The 17,293-nt window shown below is 64.0% G+C and carries 12 protein-coding genes and 2 pseudogenes; 9 read left to right on the forward strand and 5 right to left on the reverse strand.

The features are described from left to right. Positions 1-84: 84 nt before the first annotated feature. Positions 85-741, reverse strand: a complete 657-nt coding sequence (locus BLIN9172_RS10265; protein ID WP_101554989.1) for a TetR/AcrR family transcriptional regulator C-terminal domain-containing protein — start codon at positions 739-741, stop codon at positions 85-87. 273 nt (positions 742-1,014) lie between these two features. Here BLIN9172_RS10265 and BLIN9172_RS10270 point away from each other — a divergent pair, with 273 nt between their 5' ends. The 4 genes from BLIN9172_RS10270 to BLIN9172_RS10285 all read left to right on the forward strand — a co-directional run bounded on the left by BLIN9172_RS10270 (position 1,015) and on the right by BLIN9172_RS10285 (position 4,729). Next, on the forward strand, positions 1,015-1,230 hold the full coding sequence (locus BLIN9172_RS10270; RefSeq protein ID WP_101554990.1) for a CsbD family protein: 216 nt from the start codon (positions 1,015-1,017) through the stop codon (positions 1,228-1,230). 122 nt (positions 1,231-1,352) lie between these two features. Then, complete coding sequence (locus BLIN9172_RS10275) at positions 1,353-2,744, forward strand: alpha,alpha-trehalose-phosphate synthase (UDP-forming) (protein WP_240812044.1); 1,392 nt, start codon at positions 1,353-1,355, stop codon at positions 2,742-2,744. A 38-nt stretch (positions 2,745-2,782) separates the two neighbouring features. After that, positions 2,783-3,088, forward strand: coding sequence for a hypothetical protein (locus BLIN9172_RS10280; RefSeq protein ID WP_101554992.1), 306 nt, complete (start codon positions 2,783-2,785; stop codon positions 3,086-3,088). Between the two features lie 243 nt (positions 3,089-3,331). Next, positions 3,332-4,729 (forward strand): cation:dicarboxylate symporter family transporter, encoded by a 1,398-nt coding sequence (locus BLIN9172_RS10285; RefSeq protein ID WP_373270463.1) that lies wholly within the window; start codon positions 3,332-3,334, stop codon positions 4,727-4,729. 169 nt (positions 4,730-4,898) lie between these two features. On the opposite strand, the pseudogene BLIN9172_RS10290 reads toward BLIN9172_RS10285, so the two are convergent. Together BLIN9172_RS10290 and BLIN9172_RS10295 are read right to left on the reverse strand one after the other, a co-directional pair. After that, positions 4,899-5,375 (reverse strand): annotated as a pseudogene (locus BLIN9172_RS10290) (IS3 family transposase); the annotation flags it as partial. A gap of 107 nt (positions 5,376-5,482) precedes the next feature. Further along, on the reverse strand, positions 5,483-5,743 hold the full coding sequence (locus BLIN9172_RS10295) for a group II intron maturase-specific domain-containing protein (protein WP_101554993.1): 261 nt from the start codon (positions 5,741-5,743) through the stop codon (positions 5,483-5,485). 87 nt (positions 5,744-5,830) lie between these two features. Between BLIN9172_RS10295 and BLIN9172_RS10300 the strand changes: the two genes are divergently transcribed. After that, positions 5,831-6,049 carry a hypothetical protein gene (locus tag BLIN9172_RS10300; protein WP_373270464.1) on the forward strand — a complete coding sequence of 73 codons (219 nt, stop codon included), beginning with the start codon at positions 5,831-5,833 and terminating at the stop codon, positions 6,047-6,049. Between the two features lie 171 nt (positions 6,050-6,220). Next, a complete protein-coding gene (locus BLIN9172_RS18840) occupies positions 6,221-6,730 on the forward strand; it encodes a hypothetical protein (RefSeq protein WP_373270465.1) in 510 nt (169 codons plus the stop codon). Here the strand turns inward: BLIN9172_RS18840 and BLIN9172_RS10310 are convergent. Then, positions 6,695-7,261, reverse strand: a pseudogene (locus BLIN9172_RS10310) (4'-phosphopantetheinyl transferase family protein); the annotation flags it as partial. The gene BLIN9172_RS18840 and the pseudogene BLIN9172_RS10310 overlap by 36 nt on opposite strands. Then, the gene (locus BLIN9172_RS10315; RefSeq protein ID WP_170286891.1) at positions 7,258-12,774 is read right to left on the reverse strand and encodes a non-ribosomal peptide synthetase; all 5,517 of its coding nucleotides are present in this window, start codon (positions 12,772-12,774) and stop codon (positions 7,258-7,260) included. The pseudogene BLIN9172_RS10310 and the gene BLIN9172_RS10315, both read right to left, overlap by 4 nt. Positions 12,775-12,882: 108 nt before the next feature. On the opposite strand from BLIN9172_RS10315, the gene BLIN9172_RS10320 reads away from it, so the two are divergent. From BLIN9172_RS10320 to BLIN9172_RS10330, 3 genes are read left to right on the forward strand one after another with little or no spacing between them, the layout of a single operon-like run. Then, entirely contained in the window at positions 12,883-14,562 is a 1,680-nt protein-coding gene (locus tag BLIN9172_RS10320) for an ATP-binding cassette domain-containing protein (protein ID WP_101554997.1), read from the forward strand. Further along, on the forward strand, positions 14,559-16,325 hold the full coding sequence (locus BLIN9172_RS10325; RefSeq protein WP_170286890.1) for an ABC transporter ATP-binding protein: 1,767 nt from the start codon (positions 14,559-14,561) through the stop codon (positions 16,323-16,325). Before BLIN9172_RS10320 ends, BLIN9172_RS10325 begins: the two co-directional genes overlap by 4 nt. Continuing rightward, positions 16,322-17,290, forward strand: a complete 969-nt coding sequence (locus BLIN9172_RS10330; protein ID WP_101554999.1) for an NAD(P)/FAD-dependent oxidoreductase — start codon at positions 16,322-16,324, stop codon at positions 17,288-17,290. Before BLIN9172_RS10325 ends, BLIN9172_RS10330 begins: the two co-directional genes overlap by 4 nt. Positions 17,291-17,293: the final 3 nt, after the last annotated feature.

Consider the following 17,293-nt stretch of genomic DNA (forward strand, 5'->3'; position numbering starts at 1 on the left):
TCGGATCGTCACTGAGCCAAGACTATCCGTGAGGGCGCAGGCACGCCACAGCTCAAGGGCTCTCGGACCCATCTGCCGAGATTCTCAGCCCTGCGTGCTGGTGCGGATCCGCTCGATGAGATCGTCGAGGGCATCATCGAACTCGCGCTGACCATGGTCTTCCATGAGCAGGTCCTGCAATCGCCGCACCGTGGGGTACTCGCTGAGGTCGTCGCCGGCGGAGGACTCCTCCTCATCTCCGAGGACCTCCGGGGTCAGGGAGGCCGCTTGGAGCAGAAGCGCGCCGACGAGGAAGCTCGTGAAGGCCTTGTATGCCGCCACCGCCTCGGCGTCGGCAAATCCGAAGCGCTGCAGCGAGGACAGGAAGTCCTCGACCCAGCGCACGCTTCGCAGCGGCGGACGGAGCCAGGGCGCCTGAGGTGGCTGGGTGGCGATGAGAGGGAAGATCCGCGGATGCTTGAGGGCCAGATTCCGCGTGGCATTGGCGACACGCTGCAGATACTCCTCCCACGAATGGGAGTCCTCTGTCATGAGATCGTCGTCGAAGAGGCCGTCGATGAGCTCGTCGACCATGGCCTCGAGGAGGTCCCCCCGCCCCGAAACATGCCGATACAGTGCCATCGCCTCTACGTCCAAGGCCGTTCCGAGGCGACGCATCGTGAGCTCGCTGAGACCGCAGGCATCGACGAAGGCGATCGCCGACTCGACGACCTGTGCACGATCAAGTCGCTGCTGAACCACGCGCGCCTCCCTTTCCTCGTCGGAGATGCCGCAGACCGGGCGGCTTTCACCGCCAGTCTACTCGCTTGCTTCAACGCGTCGAGAGATCCCCTGATAACGCGATTACACCGTAAACTCCTCATGGATGACCAAGCTATCACCCTCCATCGACCACCCGACTCGCCGGATCTATTGCGCAGCGAAAACGCGGTCTGCTAGGTTGATTACACCGTAAACATGAATAGCGCTCGGCAGAGCAGTACGTCCAGACCGATCCACACGAAAGGACGAATCATGAATTCCCACGACAAGGCCGACAAGACCTCAGACAAAGCAGAGGAGCTCAAGGGCAAAGCGAAGACCGCTGCCGGCAAGGCCACCGATGACAAGAGCCTCGAGGCCGAGGGCAAGACCGACGCGGCCAAGGGCAAGATCAAGCAGGTCGGCGACGACACCAAGGACTCGCTGAAGGGCGTCAAGGACTCGCTCAAGGACTCACCGAAGGACTGAGGGACGCGGCTGGAGGGCGGAGGCACTGTCCGCCTCCGCCCTTCGGCCATGCTTTCAGATCTCATGCCCCAGAAGTCGGCGTGCCGGTACGATCCGTCCCGGCGGCACGAGAAGAAGAGACGATGATGGGAACTGACCGCCATGCTTTCGTCGTGGTGGCCAATCGCCTCCCCGTCGACCGCATCGACGGGGCGTGGGAAACCTCGCCCGGCGGGCTGGTCTCAGCCGTGGCTCCCGTGGTGCGCGAGCACGCCGGAGCCTGGGTCGGCTGGGCGGGCACGCACGACGACAGCCTGGAGCCCTTCGATGTCGATGGGATGAGCCTTGTCCCCGTGCCTCTCAGCCACGACGAACATCAGCAGTACTATGAGGGATTCTGCAACGCCACCCTGTGGCCGCTGCACCACGACCTCATCGTCGCGCCGCAGTACCACCGCTCGTGGTGGCGGGCCTATCGGGCAGTCAACGCCCGATTCGCACAGGCCGCGATCGCGACAGCCGAGATCGGGGCGACGATCTGGGTACATGACTACCACCTCCAGCTCGTGCCGGCGATGATCCGAGCCCAACGACCGGACCTCAGGATCGGATACTTCTGCCACATCCCGTTCCCTCCCGTCGAGCAGATGGCCCAGCTGCCCTGGCGCGACGAGATCCTGCGCGGCCTGCTCGGAGCCGATGTCATCGGTCTCCAGCGAGAGGCCGATGCCGCGAAAGTCCGCCAGGCCATGCAGAAGCTGTTGGGCATAGACCCCGAGGAACTTCGCGGCCGCGTCGGCTCGTACCCGATCTCGATCGACGTCGAGGAGATCCGAGCCGCGGCCGAATCCCCGGCCGTACAGGAGATGGCCCGCTGCTTCCGCCGTGATCTGGGCGATCCCACCACCCTCATGATCGGGGTCGATCGCCTCGACTATTCGAAGGGGATCCTGCACCGGCTGTGGTCCTTCGAGGAGCTGATCGATGACGGACTGCTCGATGCGCGGGGAACCTGTCTCGCACAGATCGCAGTCCCGTCCCGCGAAGGCGTGCGCGCCTACCAAGACCTGCGCGACGAGGTCGAACATACGGTCGGGCGCATCAACGGGAGATTCTCCACTCTCGGCCGCGATGTCATCCACTACTCCCACCACTCGTATTCGACAGAGGAAGCCGTCGCCCTGTACCTGGCCGCCGACATCCTGCTCGTCACCTCTTTGCGGGACGGGATGAACCTCGTGGCCAAGGAATTCGCCACTGCCCGCCGAGGCAGGGGCGGTGCACTCGTCCTCTCCGAATTCGCCGGGGCCGCCGAAGAACTCGACCAAGCCATCGTCGTCAATCCCCACGACCGGGCCGCCCTGAAGGCGGCCAGCCATCACGCGACCACGCTCAGCGAAGACGAGGCCCGGAGGCGCATGGATGCGATGGCCGACACCGTCGCCGCCTTCGACGTCCGCCACTGGGCGCAAGCTTTCCTCCACGACCTACGAGACCCAGCATCCGCGGCGGCTCTGTCGCCCAGCGACTGGTGACACCGCCGATTCTGACCGACCCACCCCAGGAGACCACTATGTACACGATGCTCAACAACCAGGAATCCTCGAAGTACGACCTCTACCTTCCCGGCAAGCTCGTCGCCGCGCTGCACTACAAACTCGAGCCCGACGCCAATGAGGTCATGTTCATCTACTGTGAGGCGATCGAGCCCACACAGGCCGACCGCCACCGGTGGGAGCTCATGCGACGGGCCGTCGAAGACGCGAAGGGCCGACGCCTCAAGCTCACCATCACCTGCCCCATCGGTCTCAAGGCCCTCGAACGGCAGGAACCGCCTGTCGATGTCGGTCCCCGGCAGGCAGAGGGCCCACGGGCCTGACCCTACCCCGGCCGGTTCCTCCCCGGCCTGGTCCTCCCGGGCCTGGTCCTCCCAGGCCGACCCTCCCCGGCCGAGCCCCCGCCTCGGCGGGCGCCTCGTTCCTCCTGTGAACACTATGAACGCAACCGAGACACCCGTCACACTTCGCTGGCACAGTTGTCGGGTACATCACCACCGCGGCCAATCGTCGCGTGCGATCCCACCCACCGACGGGTGAGGTCGCGAACATCATCTGGAGGAAACATGGCAACGTCGCCACGACAGCAAGGCGGATCCTTCGACAAGGAGATCGCCGCCGCAGCAAACGCTCCCGAACCGGGCGCCCCGCAGCGGAAGAAGGATCGCACTCACTGGCTCTACATCATGGTCATCGTGGCCGTGTTCGCCGGTGCCGCCATCGGGCTCATCGCCCCCGAGGCGGGAATCGCACTCGAACCCCTGGGCAAGGCGTTCGTCGCGCTCATCAAGATGATCATCGCCCCAGTCATCTTCTGCACCATCGTCCTCGGCGTCGGCTCCGTGGCGAAGGCGGCCACCGTCGGCAAGGTCGGCGGACTCGCCCTCATCTACTTCCTCATCATGGCGACCTTCGCACTGGTCATCGGCCTCGTCGTCGGCAACTTCATCCACCCCGGCGACGGCCTGCACCTCCAGCCGTACGAAGCGGCCGCCGGTGGTGAGGAAGGCGGAATGATCGCCTTCCTCATGAGCCTCATCCCCGGTGACATCCCGGTGCTGCCGACCCTCGTGCTCGCACTCCTCGTCGGATTCGCGCTGCAGTCGATGGGCAAGGCCGGCGAGCCCGTGCTCACCGGAATCAAGCACATCCAGGCCGTGGTCTTCAAGCTCATGATGATGATCATGTGGGCCGCTCCCGTCGGCGCCTTCGGTGCGATCGCTGCGGTCGTCGGCAAGACCGGCTGGGCCGCAATCGGAGCGATGGCGACCCTCATGGGCGCCTTCTACCTCACCTGTGCGCTGTTCATCGTCATCGTCCTCGGCGGTCTGCTCAAGATCGTCACCGGGCTCAACATCTTCCTGCTGCTGAAGTACCTGGCCCGTGAGTTCCTGCTCATCTTCTCCACCTCGTCGTCCGAGTCGGCTCTGCCGCGCCTCATAGCGAAGATGGAGCATGCCGGAGTCTCGAAGCCGGTCGTGGGCATCACGGTGCCCACTGGCTACTCGTTCAACCTCGACGGCACCGCCATCTACCTGACCATGGCTTCGCTGTTCGTGTCCTCGGCCATGGGCATGCCGATGTCGATCCCCGAGCAGATCTCGCTGCTCGTGTTCATGATCATCGCGTCCAAGGGTGCCGCCGGAGTCACCGGTGCGGGCCTGGCCACCCTGGCCGCGGGTCTGCAGTCGCACCGCCCTGAGCTGCTCGACGGCATGGGCGTCATCGTCGGCATCGACAAGTTCATGTCCGAGTGCCGTGCACTGACGAACTTCACCGGCAACGCCGTCGCCACCCTGCTCATCGGCAAGTGGACGAACGAGATCGACCTCGACGTCGCCCGCGCCACCCTGTCGGGTCAGAACCCGTTCGACGAACTCTCGCTCGAACCGGATGCACACGGTGCGTCGACCAGCACCGAGGCGGCTCGCCCCGCCGAAGGCGAAAAGGTCGCCGTAAGCTGACCTCCGGTCGCTCCCGCTCGACCACCACGGGTGCCGATGTCCTCATCGTGAGGACGTCGGCACCCGTGGTGTTTCGTCTGCCCTCGCCGAGGCGGGGCGCCTAAGTCGAGAACCCCTCCCAATCACTGAGCGACGGGGACTGATGCAAGGAGAGGTGACAATTAGGGTGTCACGCTGCGACTGCAGGTGACTCAATAATTGCTTCGTACTCAACAGGTGTCAAACGACCCAACCGAGCTTGCCGTCGACGCCGATGATACGTCCGCTCAACCCACGTCACGATCGCGATCCTCAACTGATCCCTGGAGGCCCACCGGCGACGGTCGAGAACGTTCTTCTGCAACAGTGCGAAGAACGACTCCATCGCGGCGTTATCGCCGGCAGCACCGACCCTGCCCATGGACCCGGCAATGCCGTGGCGGGCCAGAGCCCGAGTGAACTTCTTCGACCTGAATTGACTGCCGCGATCGCTATGCGTCACGCATCCAGCGACGTCACCGCCGCGACGGATCACGGCCATCTCGAGGGCATCGACAGCCAAACGCGCCTTCATCCTCGAGCCGATCGAGTAGCCAACGATGCGCGCCGAGCAGGCGTCCTTGATTGCGCACAAGTACAGCTTGCCCTCATCGGTGTGGTGCTCCGAGTAGGGTCGGACCGGGGCGCTCTGCCAGCCTCACGACTGGTAAGTTTCCCCGGCCCGCCCTCCGAACCGGACGTGCCCATTCCTGAGCATCCAGCTCTCCATGCCAATCAAGCCGCAGCACTGTCCCATGGCGTGGGAATACGAGTTCCCCGGAACCGATAGCGAGTCACTGGAACCCGACAGGCCCGGAAGAACTCGACTCCTTCCGTCCGTATCTCCCATCCAGGGAGGAAACGACGCACCACAGTATGCTTATTCAGCTTGGGGTGACGCTTATTCAACCAATTGACGATCCGCCAGAACGCGTAATGGTCAACGTAACTGAATGTCGCTTTCGACACCTGGTTCGATCTTCTCCCACTGCTCATCAGTGAAGACTCGGTGTCGTTGCTGTGTAGTCACGTCTCCACCGTGCCAGTCCTGGAATGGTCAATAAAGGAGACACGCCCTAGTTCATGTCCGAGTGCCGCACGCTGACGAACTTCACCGGCAACGCCGTGGCCACCCTGCTCATCGGCAAGTGGACGAACGAAATCGACCTCGACGTCGCCCGCGCCACCCTGTCGGGCCAGAACCGGTTCGACGAGCTCGCACTCGAACCGGATGTCCACGGCACGTCGACCAGTACCGATGCGGCCCGCCCCGCTGACGGCGACAAGGTCGCCGTGATCTGACGGTCGGTCGCTCCCGCACTACAACCACTACGGGTGCCGATGTCCTCATCGTGTGGGCCTCGGACCCGTGCTCACACGAACGGTGGTTCCCGCATGTTCGGCCGGCCTTCCGACACGAAGCCGATCGAGCTCGGTCATGAGGCGAGCGCCGATGGTCGTTGACGTCTCTATATGTTCGCTGATTCCGCCGATCCTCAGTCCCAGGATTCGCCCATCGCCGAACTCTGCAGCTTCCTCGCCGAGGATCCGAACTCCCTGGTACTCCGCCACACTCCGGCAGGAGCCGACCTGGGTGCCGACTTCGATGTGCGCGCTGTCTTCCAGCAGGGACACCGACATCTTCACCCGCCGCGACATCGACCGCGACCGCGGCGCAATCGTCGTCATCCGACCCAGACCAGTACGTCGCGAGTGTACTGCCGGTCGCCGCCTATGCACGGTTGGCCGAGTTCTCACGACGATTATGCTCCCTCAGCGCTGAGCTCACCCCTGCGACATCGCGTTCACCGTCACCGAGGTACGGGTACTGGCACTCCCTCGAAGGGGGAATGCCGGCACCGCCGCAGCTGTGACGATATGGCCGGTGTCCGTCACCGCCCACCGCCCAGCGACCTCGACGAAGGCACGAGCAGCTGCCCACTCGTCATCTCCGGCGTACACACCGGTGAAACTGCCCGTTGATGGATGGATATCGACGACGAATTCGTCGAAGTCGATCCACACCTTCGCCAAGGGGAACCATGCTTTGAAGATGCTCTCCTTCGCGGAGAACACCAACCTGTCCCACGCCGGTTCCGGCCATCGTCTGGACCTCGAATGCGCCAGTTGGTCGAGCATCGCACGCTCCGAACCCTGGATGACAGACCCGCACACGTCGCGCGGCAGCGCGTGGTTGGGCTCTGCGTCGATGCCGATGGCAGCGTAGTCGACCGCGTAGCCGAGGGACGCGGCATACAGACCTCGACAGTGGGTCATGCTTCCTACTGAGCCCTGCGGCCAGATGGGCTCACGTTGAGGTGTGGTCAAGATCGGACCGGGCACGAAGCCCAGCCGTGTGAGACACACTCGTGCACACTTGCGCACCTGTGCGAACTCTGCACGACGGGAGGGAACAGCTCCAGCGACGAGAGCGGCCTCCTCAGGCAGAATTCCTGTCGAAGCGGCCTCTGAGGTCCATTCACATTCAATTCCTGGAGGCAGTGCGGACCTCATCGCGACATCCGGCGGCGACGTCCGCGACGTCGTGCCCTGATGATGACATCAGAAACGCCTGTGTCCCCGTCGCCGGCTTCTTCGCAGTCGCCGGACGGTGGATGAGAATCGAGCTGCGTCCGCCTCGCCGCTTCGGCCCAGGTGTCTCCCAGATGCGCGCTCGTCTGCGCGGGTGTGGGATGGGCGAAAAGATCGACGACGCTGATCTCACAGCCGCGCTCAGCGAGAAGACGCTGCGCAGAGACGAGAGTGACGGAGGTAGCGCCCTGTTCGAACCATGAGACGTTCCAGTCGAGAGTGTTCAACCCGAGAAGGTCGGTGAAAACCTCCTCGATGGGCTCTTCGGCGGTGGAGATAGGGCTGGAGACGGTATCAGACGGATACGTGGCCTCTGCCGGTGCAGACTCGATCCGAGCCGGCTGATTCGACGAACTCATGGCAGGGAGGTCGTCATGTTCCGATGATGAGGCGCAGTCGCGCAGAGCCCCGGAGAATGCACTCACCACGGTGTCGACCCACGTGAGATCGACGAGTGATTCGTCGACATCGACATTGCACACGAAGCGTCCACGAACATCGAACATCTGCACATCGCACGTCACATGTGGAGTCTGGCTGATCGCGTACTCGGTGGAACCGAACATCTCCAAGAGCGCAGAGGGGTCGATGTCGGATGGATCGAGCGCACACGAGACCGCTACCGGTATGCTCGCAGGGCGCCGAGCGGCGCGCAGCATGCGCAGCACCTCATTGCCATGAACGCCATGGTCACCACCACTTTGATCGAGCACCTCGATGACGTGAGCATGTGTGGCGGACAAGCTGTCAGACACGCCCAGACCTGATGGCGCACCTCCGACACCGAGTGGAGCGGTCGACGTGTAATCGCCGACCACTCCAGTCTGTGAAGCAGGACGCTGGGACAGAGTGAGCATGACTGTCTTCTGGGTGTGCGGGGTCAGGGCGTTCCCGAGCAGATGGAGCATGAGAGACCCGATCGTCACCTGGTGTCGACGAGCGAATGCGCGCACATACAGCCAGCTGTCTTCGTCGAGCTCGAACCGGCGCCGAGTGAAATGACTCGCAGAGGAAACCCGCGGCGTCGGCGGCGTCAGCGGAGGCGGCAGTTCGTCGAGGTGGTCGCTCCACCAGTCGATCGATTCGGCGCTCGGTGCCTTTCCTCTGCGAGCCCACGTGGAGAATGTGTCGGCCGTGTGTGAGAGATGCGCGTGCGGATCGTGATACAGCGTGCTGAGATCTCGCATGAGTCGGACCGCGCTTCCGGCATCGCAGAAGAGCAGGTCGACATCGAATGCGAGGAGACAGCGCTGGTCATCGAGCAGTGTGACGTGGAGTTCGGCCATCGGAGCGGTGTTCGTGGGCAGTTGTCGATCGGCACGCTGCGCACGCATCATTGTCCGTCGACGCGACTGCTCTGCCGATGACAGGTGCCGTTGGTCATCGATTCCGATGTCGACATGGACGCGACTGAGGATCTGCTGCCTCGTATCGGGTGTGACAACCGCGCGCATCATCGGGTGCTGCGCGATGACTGTCCGCCAGGCTTCACGCAGACGGTCCGGATCGAGGCCTTCGACGATCGCTTCGGTGTAGAAGTGCGGTGCCAGGCGTCTGCCGTGTTCGTCAGGAGCTCGTCCGAGGAGATAAGCCAGTTGCATCTCGGTGAGGTCGAAGGTGTCTCCGTCCGGCGTATCCTCACCGCCTGCTCGGGGCACATCCCCGAGCAGCGCTCTGGGCAGCTGCACTCCCACTGCCTCCAGCTCAGTTCCGACTTCGTCGAGCAGATCTGCGACTCTGCGCAGACGGTTTGCGATTCCACGGATCTCTCCTCGTCCGTGTTTTCCGAGCGCAGCGCTGTCTGAGGCCCACGCCGGCATGTGGTGGAGAGGTGCGGAGCCGCCATTCGGGGTGGTGCCCTCCGAATCGAGTCGAGCGGATCTCGGCGCCTCCGGAGATGGGTGTGTGCCCGAGCTGTCGTTGGTGCGGCTGCTGCCGGTGCTCCATCGGTCGATCAGAGAATTCACGGATTGTGCTGAGAGCAGCGTCTGCACAGAAGTGCGTGCGGCCCCCTGGTCTTCGACGAGATTCGCCAGTCGCACCGCCTGGACACTCGTGAGCCCATTGTCGATGAGGGAACGTGCGAAATCGACGTCATCACCGAGCACACTGCCGATGATGCGTTGGAGTCCTGCAGGCGGTTCGCCTTCCATCGGCTCGGAGTCCTTCGACGAAGGGGCGGCCCTTCCGCCGTCGATGAGGCTGTTGTCCGTGTCCGACCTGCGCGGTACTCGGAACGGGTTGGGCAGCGCCTTGTAATCGATCTTCCCGTTCTCAGTCGTCGGCAGCTGAGGGAGGAGGAGGAAGCGGGAGGGGACCATCGATGCGGGCAGTCGTTCGGAGACAGCCTCGGCCAGATGCGCATTGACCTTCCGCTGTTGGCTCTCTGGCAATGAGTGCCAGAGTTGGTCTTCGTCGCTGACGTAGGCAACGAGGCGGGGGCGGCCGTCGGGACCTGGTGCGGCTGCCGCTGAAGCCTGTCGCACATCGGGCAGACGCAGGAGCGCTGCTTCCACTTCACCGAGTTCGATGCGATGCCCTCCGATCTTGACCTGCCGGTCCGTCCGACCGAGGAACTCGATCTGTCCGTCAGGGCGCCACCGTCCGAGATCTCCGGTGCGATAGAGGCGTGTTCCGAGGTCGGCTCGATCAATGAACCTCTCAGCGGTGAGTTCGGGAGCACCGATGTATCCGCGTGCGACGCCCCCTCCGCCGATGTGCAGCTCACCTGCGGCGCCGACCGGTGTGGGTTGTCCCTCGGAGTCCAAGATCTCGAACGACTGTCCAGGCAGTGCCCTGCCGTACGGAATCGAGGACCAGGAGGGATCCACTTCTCCGATCGAGTAGGTGATCGACCAGATCGATGCCTCCGTTGCCCCACCCAGACTGTGCAGAGCGACGTCGGGGGCCAGAGCCCGCAAGCGCTCCGGCAGCGTCACCGGGATCCAGTCACCGGAGAGCAAGACGTGGCGGAGGTTCGCAAACGCCTGCCGCGCCAGCTCGGGCACGGTCCGGGCGTATTCCAGCAGCATCTCCATCAGGGCAGGAGCCGAGTTCCACACCGTCACACGGTGCTCGGCCATCTGCTCCAACCAATGGTGTGGGTCGCGCAGCCTGTCGTTGTCTGGCAGCACGATGCTGCCGCCTGTGCCGAGGACCCCGAAGAGATCGTAGACGGACAGATCGAACGACAATGCTGAGATGGCGAAGACGCGATCGGCGGAAGTGATTGCGAACCGATGGTTGATCTCGTCGATCGTTGTGCGCGCCTGCGCATGCTCGATGGCGACGCCTTTCGGCGCCCCCGTTGATCCGGAGGTGAAGATCACGTAGGCGAGTTCATGTGCGGTCGCGGTCCGGTCTCGGCGCTCAGAGGCCTGTTGACTGCGGTCGAGGGCTGCACGTTCGACTCCTGGAGGCAGGATGAGGGATTCATCGGCGAAGGCGATTGTGAGACCGGTGCGCTCACAGATCGTTTCGAGCCTCGTGGTCGGCCAGGCTGGATCAGCAGGGACATAGCCTGCTCCGGTAAGCATCGTGGCGAGGACCGCGACAATCTGGTCAACTCCCTTGGGCAGAGCGATGAGGACCAATGAGCCGGGGCCCACTCCTTGGGCGCGCAGTGCGCGAGAGAGGGCTTCAGCCTTCTCGGCGAGTGCATCATGGCCGACGACTGTCGTTGATGTGAGGAGGGCAGGGGCGCTTCCCCGCCGTGGGCCCGTCACCGTCCACGGATCGTGCAGGAGCGGCCCGCAGTCTAGGCGTGCAGTCGGTTCATCCGTCGGCCGTGCGGTGGGATCCCATCCAGGTGCCGGACGTTCCCACCCGTCCTCGTTGACCAGGGCTTCCAGAAGCGCAGTCTCCATGCCGCGAATACCGTCGATCGTTGCAGCGTCGAAAGCACTGGTGACGACATCGTGAGTGAGCACAAGAGCGCCGTCTTCCTCCCACACCAGGTGATCCCACAGAACCTGCGGGGTCTGCGAGACACCGAAGACGCGATCCCCGAGCCACCGATCATCCGTGCCCGCCGATTGGCCGATTCCAGAGGTGAACACGATCGGCCATGGTCCTTCTCCCGGGCGATCGCGAGCGACTTCGATGCCGTCGTAGGTGCTGTGGTCGACGACGTCCCAGAAACGCCGATTGACCGCCTCCGCGGTGGTGGCGAACGAATCGGACGAATCCGGACGGAATCCGTGTTCCGGCGAGAGCGGCAGCAGCGCTGTCGAGGAGTAGTCACCGACGACGGCGGCATCAGCATCGGGCCGGTCGTAGACGGTCAGAGTCATCGTCAGACCAGCTGCAGTCTCTTCGGTCTCGGGCGGTCTCCACCGATGGCAGGCGAGAGCGAAAGCAGTGAGAACGACCGAGGACGTAGACAGGCCTCGAGCCTGCGCCCGCTTGACGATCTGTGTCCAGACTCCAGCTTCGATGACCGTGCGCCGGCGGGCGAAACGTGTGGCGGTCTGTGGGAACTCTGCTGGGGCGAGCGCCGTACGGGGAATACGCTGCTGGGCCCACCACTGGCGGTCGCGTGCGCGTTGCCGCTGTCGAAGAGGATTCAGGGAGCGCTCTTCGATCGCTTGAGCGAAAGTCCGCTCGGGTGGGCCGATCTGCGTGTGGGGCCTGGCGTAGAGCTCACCCCATTGGCGCATGATGAGCCCCCATGACGCGAAGTCGACGAGTAGAGCGTCGAAGCCGATGCACATGCGCAACAGCCCGCCGGGAAGGAGAATCGCGGTCATATCGACGACCGGCCACACGTCGGTTGGTCGACATTGATGTGAGAGGCGCTCGCGCAGCTCATCTGCCCGCGCCCGCGCGGCTTCGGGTTCCTCGTGTCGCAGGTCGATTCTCGGTATCGTCCAGGCACGCAGATCGTGGACCGCGATCTGCGGCCTACCTGCACGGTCGATGATCGTCCGCAGCATCGGATGGGCAGCTGCGATGCGCTTCCACGCCGTTTCGATCCTTGCGAGTTCGGCTTCGACTCCGTCGTCCGAAGCTCGCTTCGCGGTGCGTTCGTACTCGTGATACCAGAACGTCGAAACGCCACCTCCGGTGAAATCGTCCCCGCGCCCACTCCAGTACGCCTCCTGGACGACGGTGAGCTCACACGGCTCCGCCGGCACCGCGCAGTCCGCAGACGACTGTGATGCCGTGAGCGCCTCTCCCGCGTCCGGATGCGCCTCGACCGCAGCCTCGACCTGATCGATCACTTCTCCCACGGTCTCGGTGCCCAGCAGGTACGTCATCGGAAGACGAATGCCGAGGGCACGTTCAAGATCGCCGCGCCAGCGCAATGTCGTCAGTGAGTCGAGACCGAGCTCCGCCAGAGTCGTCTCCTGTTGGATCTCGAAGTCTTCACCCGCGCATCGGTCCTGCAGTGTCTCGACAACGATCTCCGCAGAGTCGGTGGAGCTGCCCGTCATCTCATTCCTCCGTCGATGGTGACATGTCATCCGTTAATGATACTCATTCTTAGTATCGTGATAGTGTGATCGGGTACTGTTTCCCGACCTCCTCGACTCCCGGTGCCGATGTCTTCGACAGCTCTCCTTCTGCGCACGCTGCACCCAGCAGCGCGCCCGCTCGTACGCTCAGGCCTCTGGGAAGGACTCGCCGCTACAGCACGGACGGGGTTCGGGTTCGCTCTCGCCTGCATCGTCCTCATTGCAGTGACCGGTCAGGTCAGCGACAGTCGCAGTCCCTCAATGGTTCTCCTGCTGACCATGTGTCTGCTGCTGAGCATGCTCGCGTGGTGGGGACAGTGGCGTGGCTCGGTGTGTGCGCACAGGGCCGACTCGCAGCTGCAGCGTCACCTGCGCTCGCGCTCATTGACGGCGATCGAGGCTCGCCCGCTGTCGTGGGTCGACGAGAATGGCGGGGTCGGACTCAAACGGCTCGTCGATGATGACATCGGCACCCTCCACCACCTTGTCGCGCACGCATACGGTTATCTCATCTCCGCAGCCGTCCAGACTCTCCTCGGTCTCGCGATGCTCATCGCACTCGCCCCACTCGCCACAGTGCTGGCGCTGGTGCCCGCTGCCCTCGCCCTCATCCTCGCGACCCGGCAGCGCCGGAGCATGCCGGCTCAGATGCGTCGGCTGGAGGCAGCCGCCGCAGGGGTTGATCGAGCCGCTGTCGAATTCGCCTCAGGCACAGCCGAACTGAAGATGTTCGGCCGCACCGAAGAGGGCCTGGCCCGATTCACCCGAGCATCCGATCACTACGGGACTTTCGTCCGAGCGTGGGCGCGGACGGTCACGCCGACGATGACCGCCCAGTCCGTGCTGCTGTCCACCCTGGCAGTCTGGGCTGTCCTCGCCGGAGGCATCAGCGTGGGTCTATTCACGCTCGCAGAACTCGTCATCGTCGCGATCGTCCTTCCCCTCCTCCTCAGCCCGGCCGAAGCACTTGCCTTTGCCGGACAGCAGGTCGCCGACGCCCGCGAGGCTGCCGCACGCATCGACGCACTTCTGGCTCCTCCACTCGCACCTTTGCACGAACAGCCGGCAGCGGAACCACCATTTGCCGATGCAGAGAAGCTCGAGATCAGTGACTTGACAGTCAAGATCGGCAGCACTGAGATACTCTCACGCATCACCGCCGAACTGCCCGTCGGCGGTCTCACGGTCCTCACCGGGGCCAGTGGTGCAGGCAAATCCACTCTGCTTGAGACGCTCGCGGGCCTCCTGACGCCGACGGAAGGACACATCACCGGTGTGGAGGGCGCAAGGATTGCGGCATTGTGGCAGACACCGTTCCTGCTTCGGAGCACTGTTGTCGAGAACCTGCGTCTGGCTCGCCCAGAGGCGAGTGAAGCCGACTGCAGGCAGGCAGCGATGGCAGCAGGCATTCACGACGTGCTCGCGGCCCTGCCCCAGGGCTATCAGACGGTTCTCGGCGGTAACCGTTCGCTGTCAGGAGGAGAAAGGCAGCGGTTGTGTCTGGCTCGCTGCTTGGTCGCCTGTCCTGACGTGCTCCTGCTCGATGAGCCCACGGCCTCACTCGACGCGGCTTCAGCCCGCATCATCGATGACGCGGTGCATTCTCTGAGAGGAAAGTGCACCATCATCCGCGCCGACCACCGGCAAGAAGCGTTGGAGAAGGCCGATCTCATCATCACGCTCGAATCGGGTCGGCTCGCCGCCGCACACGAACCGAAAGACCTCGTGTCATCGCCCGGCGACGAGGAGAAAGGCAGCGACCGTTGACGACCCGTGCACGTGGGTTCCTTGTCCTCTGTGTGGCCGGGGCAGCCGTGGCGGCTGTGGCAGAGGTCTGCGCACTCGCGGCCATCGGTCACCTCACGGCAGCTCTGCTGGCTGCCGACGACCCCGCACCGCCAGCCAGAGCCATGATCATCTGCACCATCGTGTGGGTGTGCGCCTCCGCGGCAGCCATCATCGGGGGCCGCAGCTGTGGCTACAGTCTGTCGAACGTCATTCACGAGAGCTTGGCCCATCATCTGCTGCGACTGCCGCTTGCCTGGTTCGGTCCGCGCAGACACGGACAGATCAGCCGACTCTTCGGTCCTGACGTTATGTCCGTGATGAGCATCCCCGCCCATCTGCTCATTCCTCTGCTGCGCACAGTCTTGACCGTGAGCAGTCTGGCAGTTCTGATCATGACCATTGACGTAGTGGCTGGTGCCGTCATGATCGGATGGCTGCCCGTACTCGCAGGACTGCAGGTGTTCAGTGCACGGCGGGCAGGAACCAGCGAGGCCGCTTTGGCCCATGCTCGTGGCGAAGCAGCCGATCGGCTCATCGAATTCGCAGAGGCCCAACGCAGCATCCGGCTGCTCCCGAGCACAAGCAGGACAACCGCCGTCAGCCGCTCCCTCGATGCGGTTGGTGATCGCACTCAGGAGCAGGTCGAGGCCGTCCTCACGGTGCTCAGCGTGTTCGGCGCGGCGGTGCAGCTGATGACCGTGACAGTCATCGCCGCACCTCTGCTGCGAGGTGCCGACCTCGCCCCGGCAGATCTCTTCGTCATCGTGCTCGCCGTCTCATCAGCGGCAGCACTGCTTCACTCGGCAGCCGGGCTCTCGGCGACCATCCGTGCAGCTCTCGGCTCCTGGCGAGAGATACGCACCTTCCTCAGCCTGCCGTCCCTGGCCGAACCGGTCTGTCCTGCAAAGCAGACCATTCCCGGAGACGTCCGCGTTGAGAATGTCGATGTCGACGTCGACGCAGTCAGCTCCGACATTCATTCTCAGCCGTCGGCCCGCATCCTCTCAGACGTCACCCTTCACGCGCCCGCTGGCACTCTCACCGTGCTCCTGGGGCCGTCGGGCTCGGGCAAGTCGACAGTTCTGTGCCTGCTCGCCCGCTTCTTCGACCCGACCTCCGGCACCGTCCGCATAGGAGGTGCTGAGAGTCGTCTCCTCGGTTCTGAGGGCGTTCATTCCACCGTGGCCATGGTGTTCCAGGATGTCGAGATCTTCTCCGGTTCGATCGCAGAGAACATTCGGTTGGGCAATCCGCATGCCTCTGAGGATGACCTCACAGCGGCGATCGAAGCCTCGGGCCTCAGCGATCTCATCAGCACACTCCCCCACGGAGCAGACTCTGTGATCGGCGAACACGGCAGCGGTCTTTCCGGTGGTCAGAAGCAGCGACTGTCACTGGCGCGCGCATTCATCTCCGAGGCGCCCATTCTGCTGCTCGATGAACCGACTTCTCACCTCGATGCGCACCACCGTGACATCGTGCTCTCGGCAATCGCCGACATGCGCGGTTCCCGCACCGTCATCCTCAGCACCCATGACACCGTCGCCGCTCGCACCGCCGACAACGTCATCGTCCTCGAGCAGGGGCGCATCACGGGCCAGGGCACATGGGCGCAGCTGACCAGTGCGGACGGCCCATTCGCCGACGGCCCCGAGCATGGACTGCCTGAAGCGCATTCACACATGCCACCGATACAGAGCACATATGCCACCACCACAGGGAAGGACAGGGATTCACTATGACCACCTCGAAGACGACTGACGTCGACATCCTCATCGTCGGCGCCGGACCGGCCGGGCTCTCGGCTGCGCTCGTTCTGGGCCGACAACAGCGCAGGGTGCTGCTCGTCGACGACGGCCGGCCGCGAAACGCCTCGGTGACGGAGATGCACATGTATCTCAGCCGCGACGGGGACGATCCGGCTCACCTGCGCACTCTTGCGTATGGCGAGGTCGCGGGCCACCCGAACGTCACTGTCCGCAGCGGCGAGGTCACTGCCATCACTGGAAGTGCGGGCGGCTTCCATGCCCGAGTCGTCCCTTCCGGCGACCGGTCCAGCGCGGAAGACGTGGACTCGAGGATCGTACTCCTTGCCGGAGGGATCACCGATGACGTGTCCGGTCTTCCCGGGTTGGCGGAGCGCTGGGGCCGGGATGTCCACCACTGCGCGTACTGCCACGGCTTCGAAAGCCTTGCCCGGCAGGTAGGTGTTCTCGCCCGCACACCCGCTGAAATCATGCTCTCCCGCTATATCGCCGACCGCTTCTCTTCGGACGTCACCGTCTTCACCGGCGGTCTCGGCAGTGACGATGACACAGCAGCGATGATCAGCGAGACGCGCGCACGCGGTGTGCGAATTCATCCCCGAACCCCGGTGGGTCTGGAGGGGCGTCCGGGTCGACCCAGCATCCGAGTCGCCGAGGAGGGCACCGACGGTGGTCAGGACCGCGAATTCGAGATCGTGTTCCACCGCCCGCCAGAGCGACAGTCGAACACATTGGCCGAGCAGCTCGGGTGTGCCTTGACCGATGACGGCCTCATCGCTGTGACCCCGACGATGACGACCTCCGTACCTGGTGTGTTCGCCGCCGGAGATGCTGCGCGCAACCCTGATTCTCCCGCTCCTATGCAGTTCGTCGCCTCGGCAGTCGCCGACGGTCAACGCGCGTCCGTGTGGATCGAACAGGATCTCTTCTTGAAGCAGTGATTC

Source organism: Brevibacterium linens ATCC 9172 (assembly GCF_900169165.1).
GTDB lineage: Bacteria > Actinomycetota > Actinomycetes > Actinomycetales > Brevibacteriaceae > Brevibacterium > Brevibacterium linens.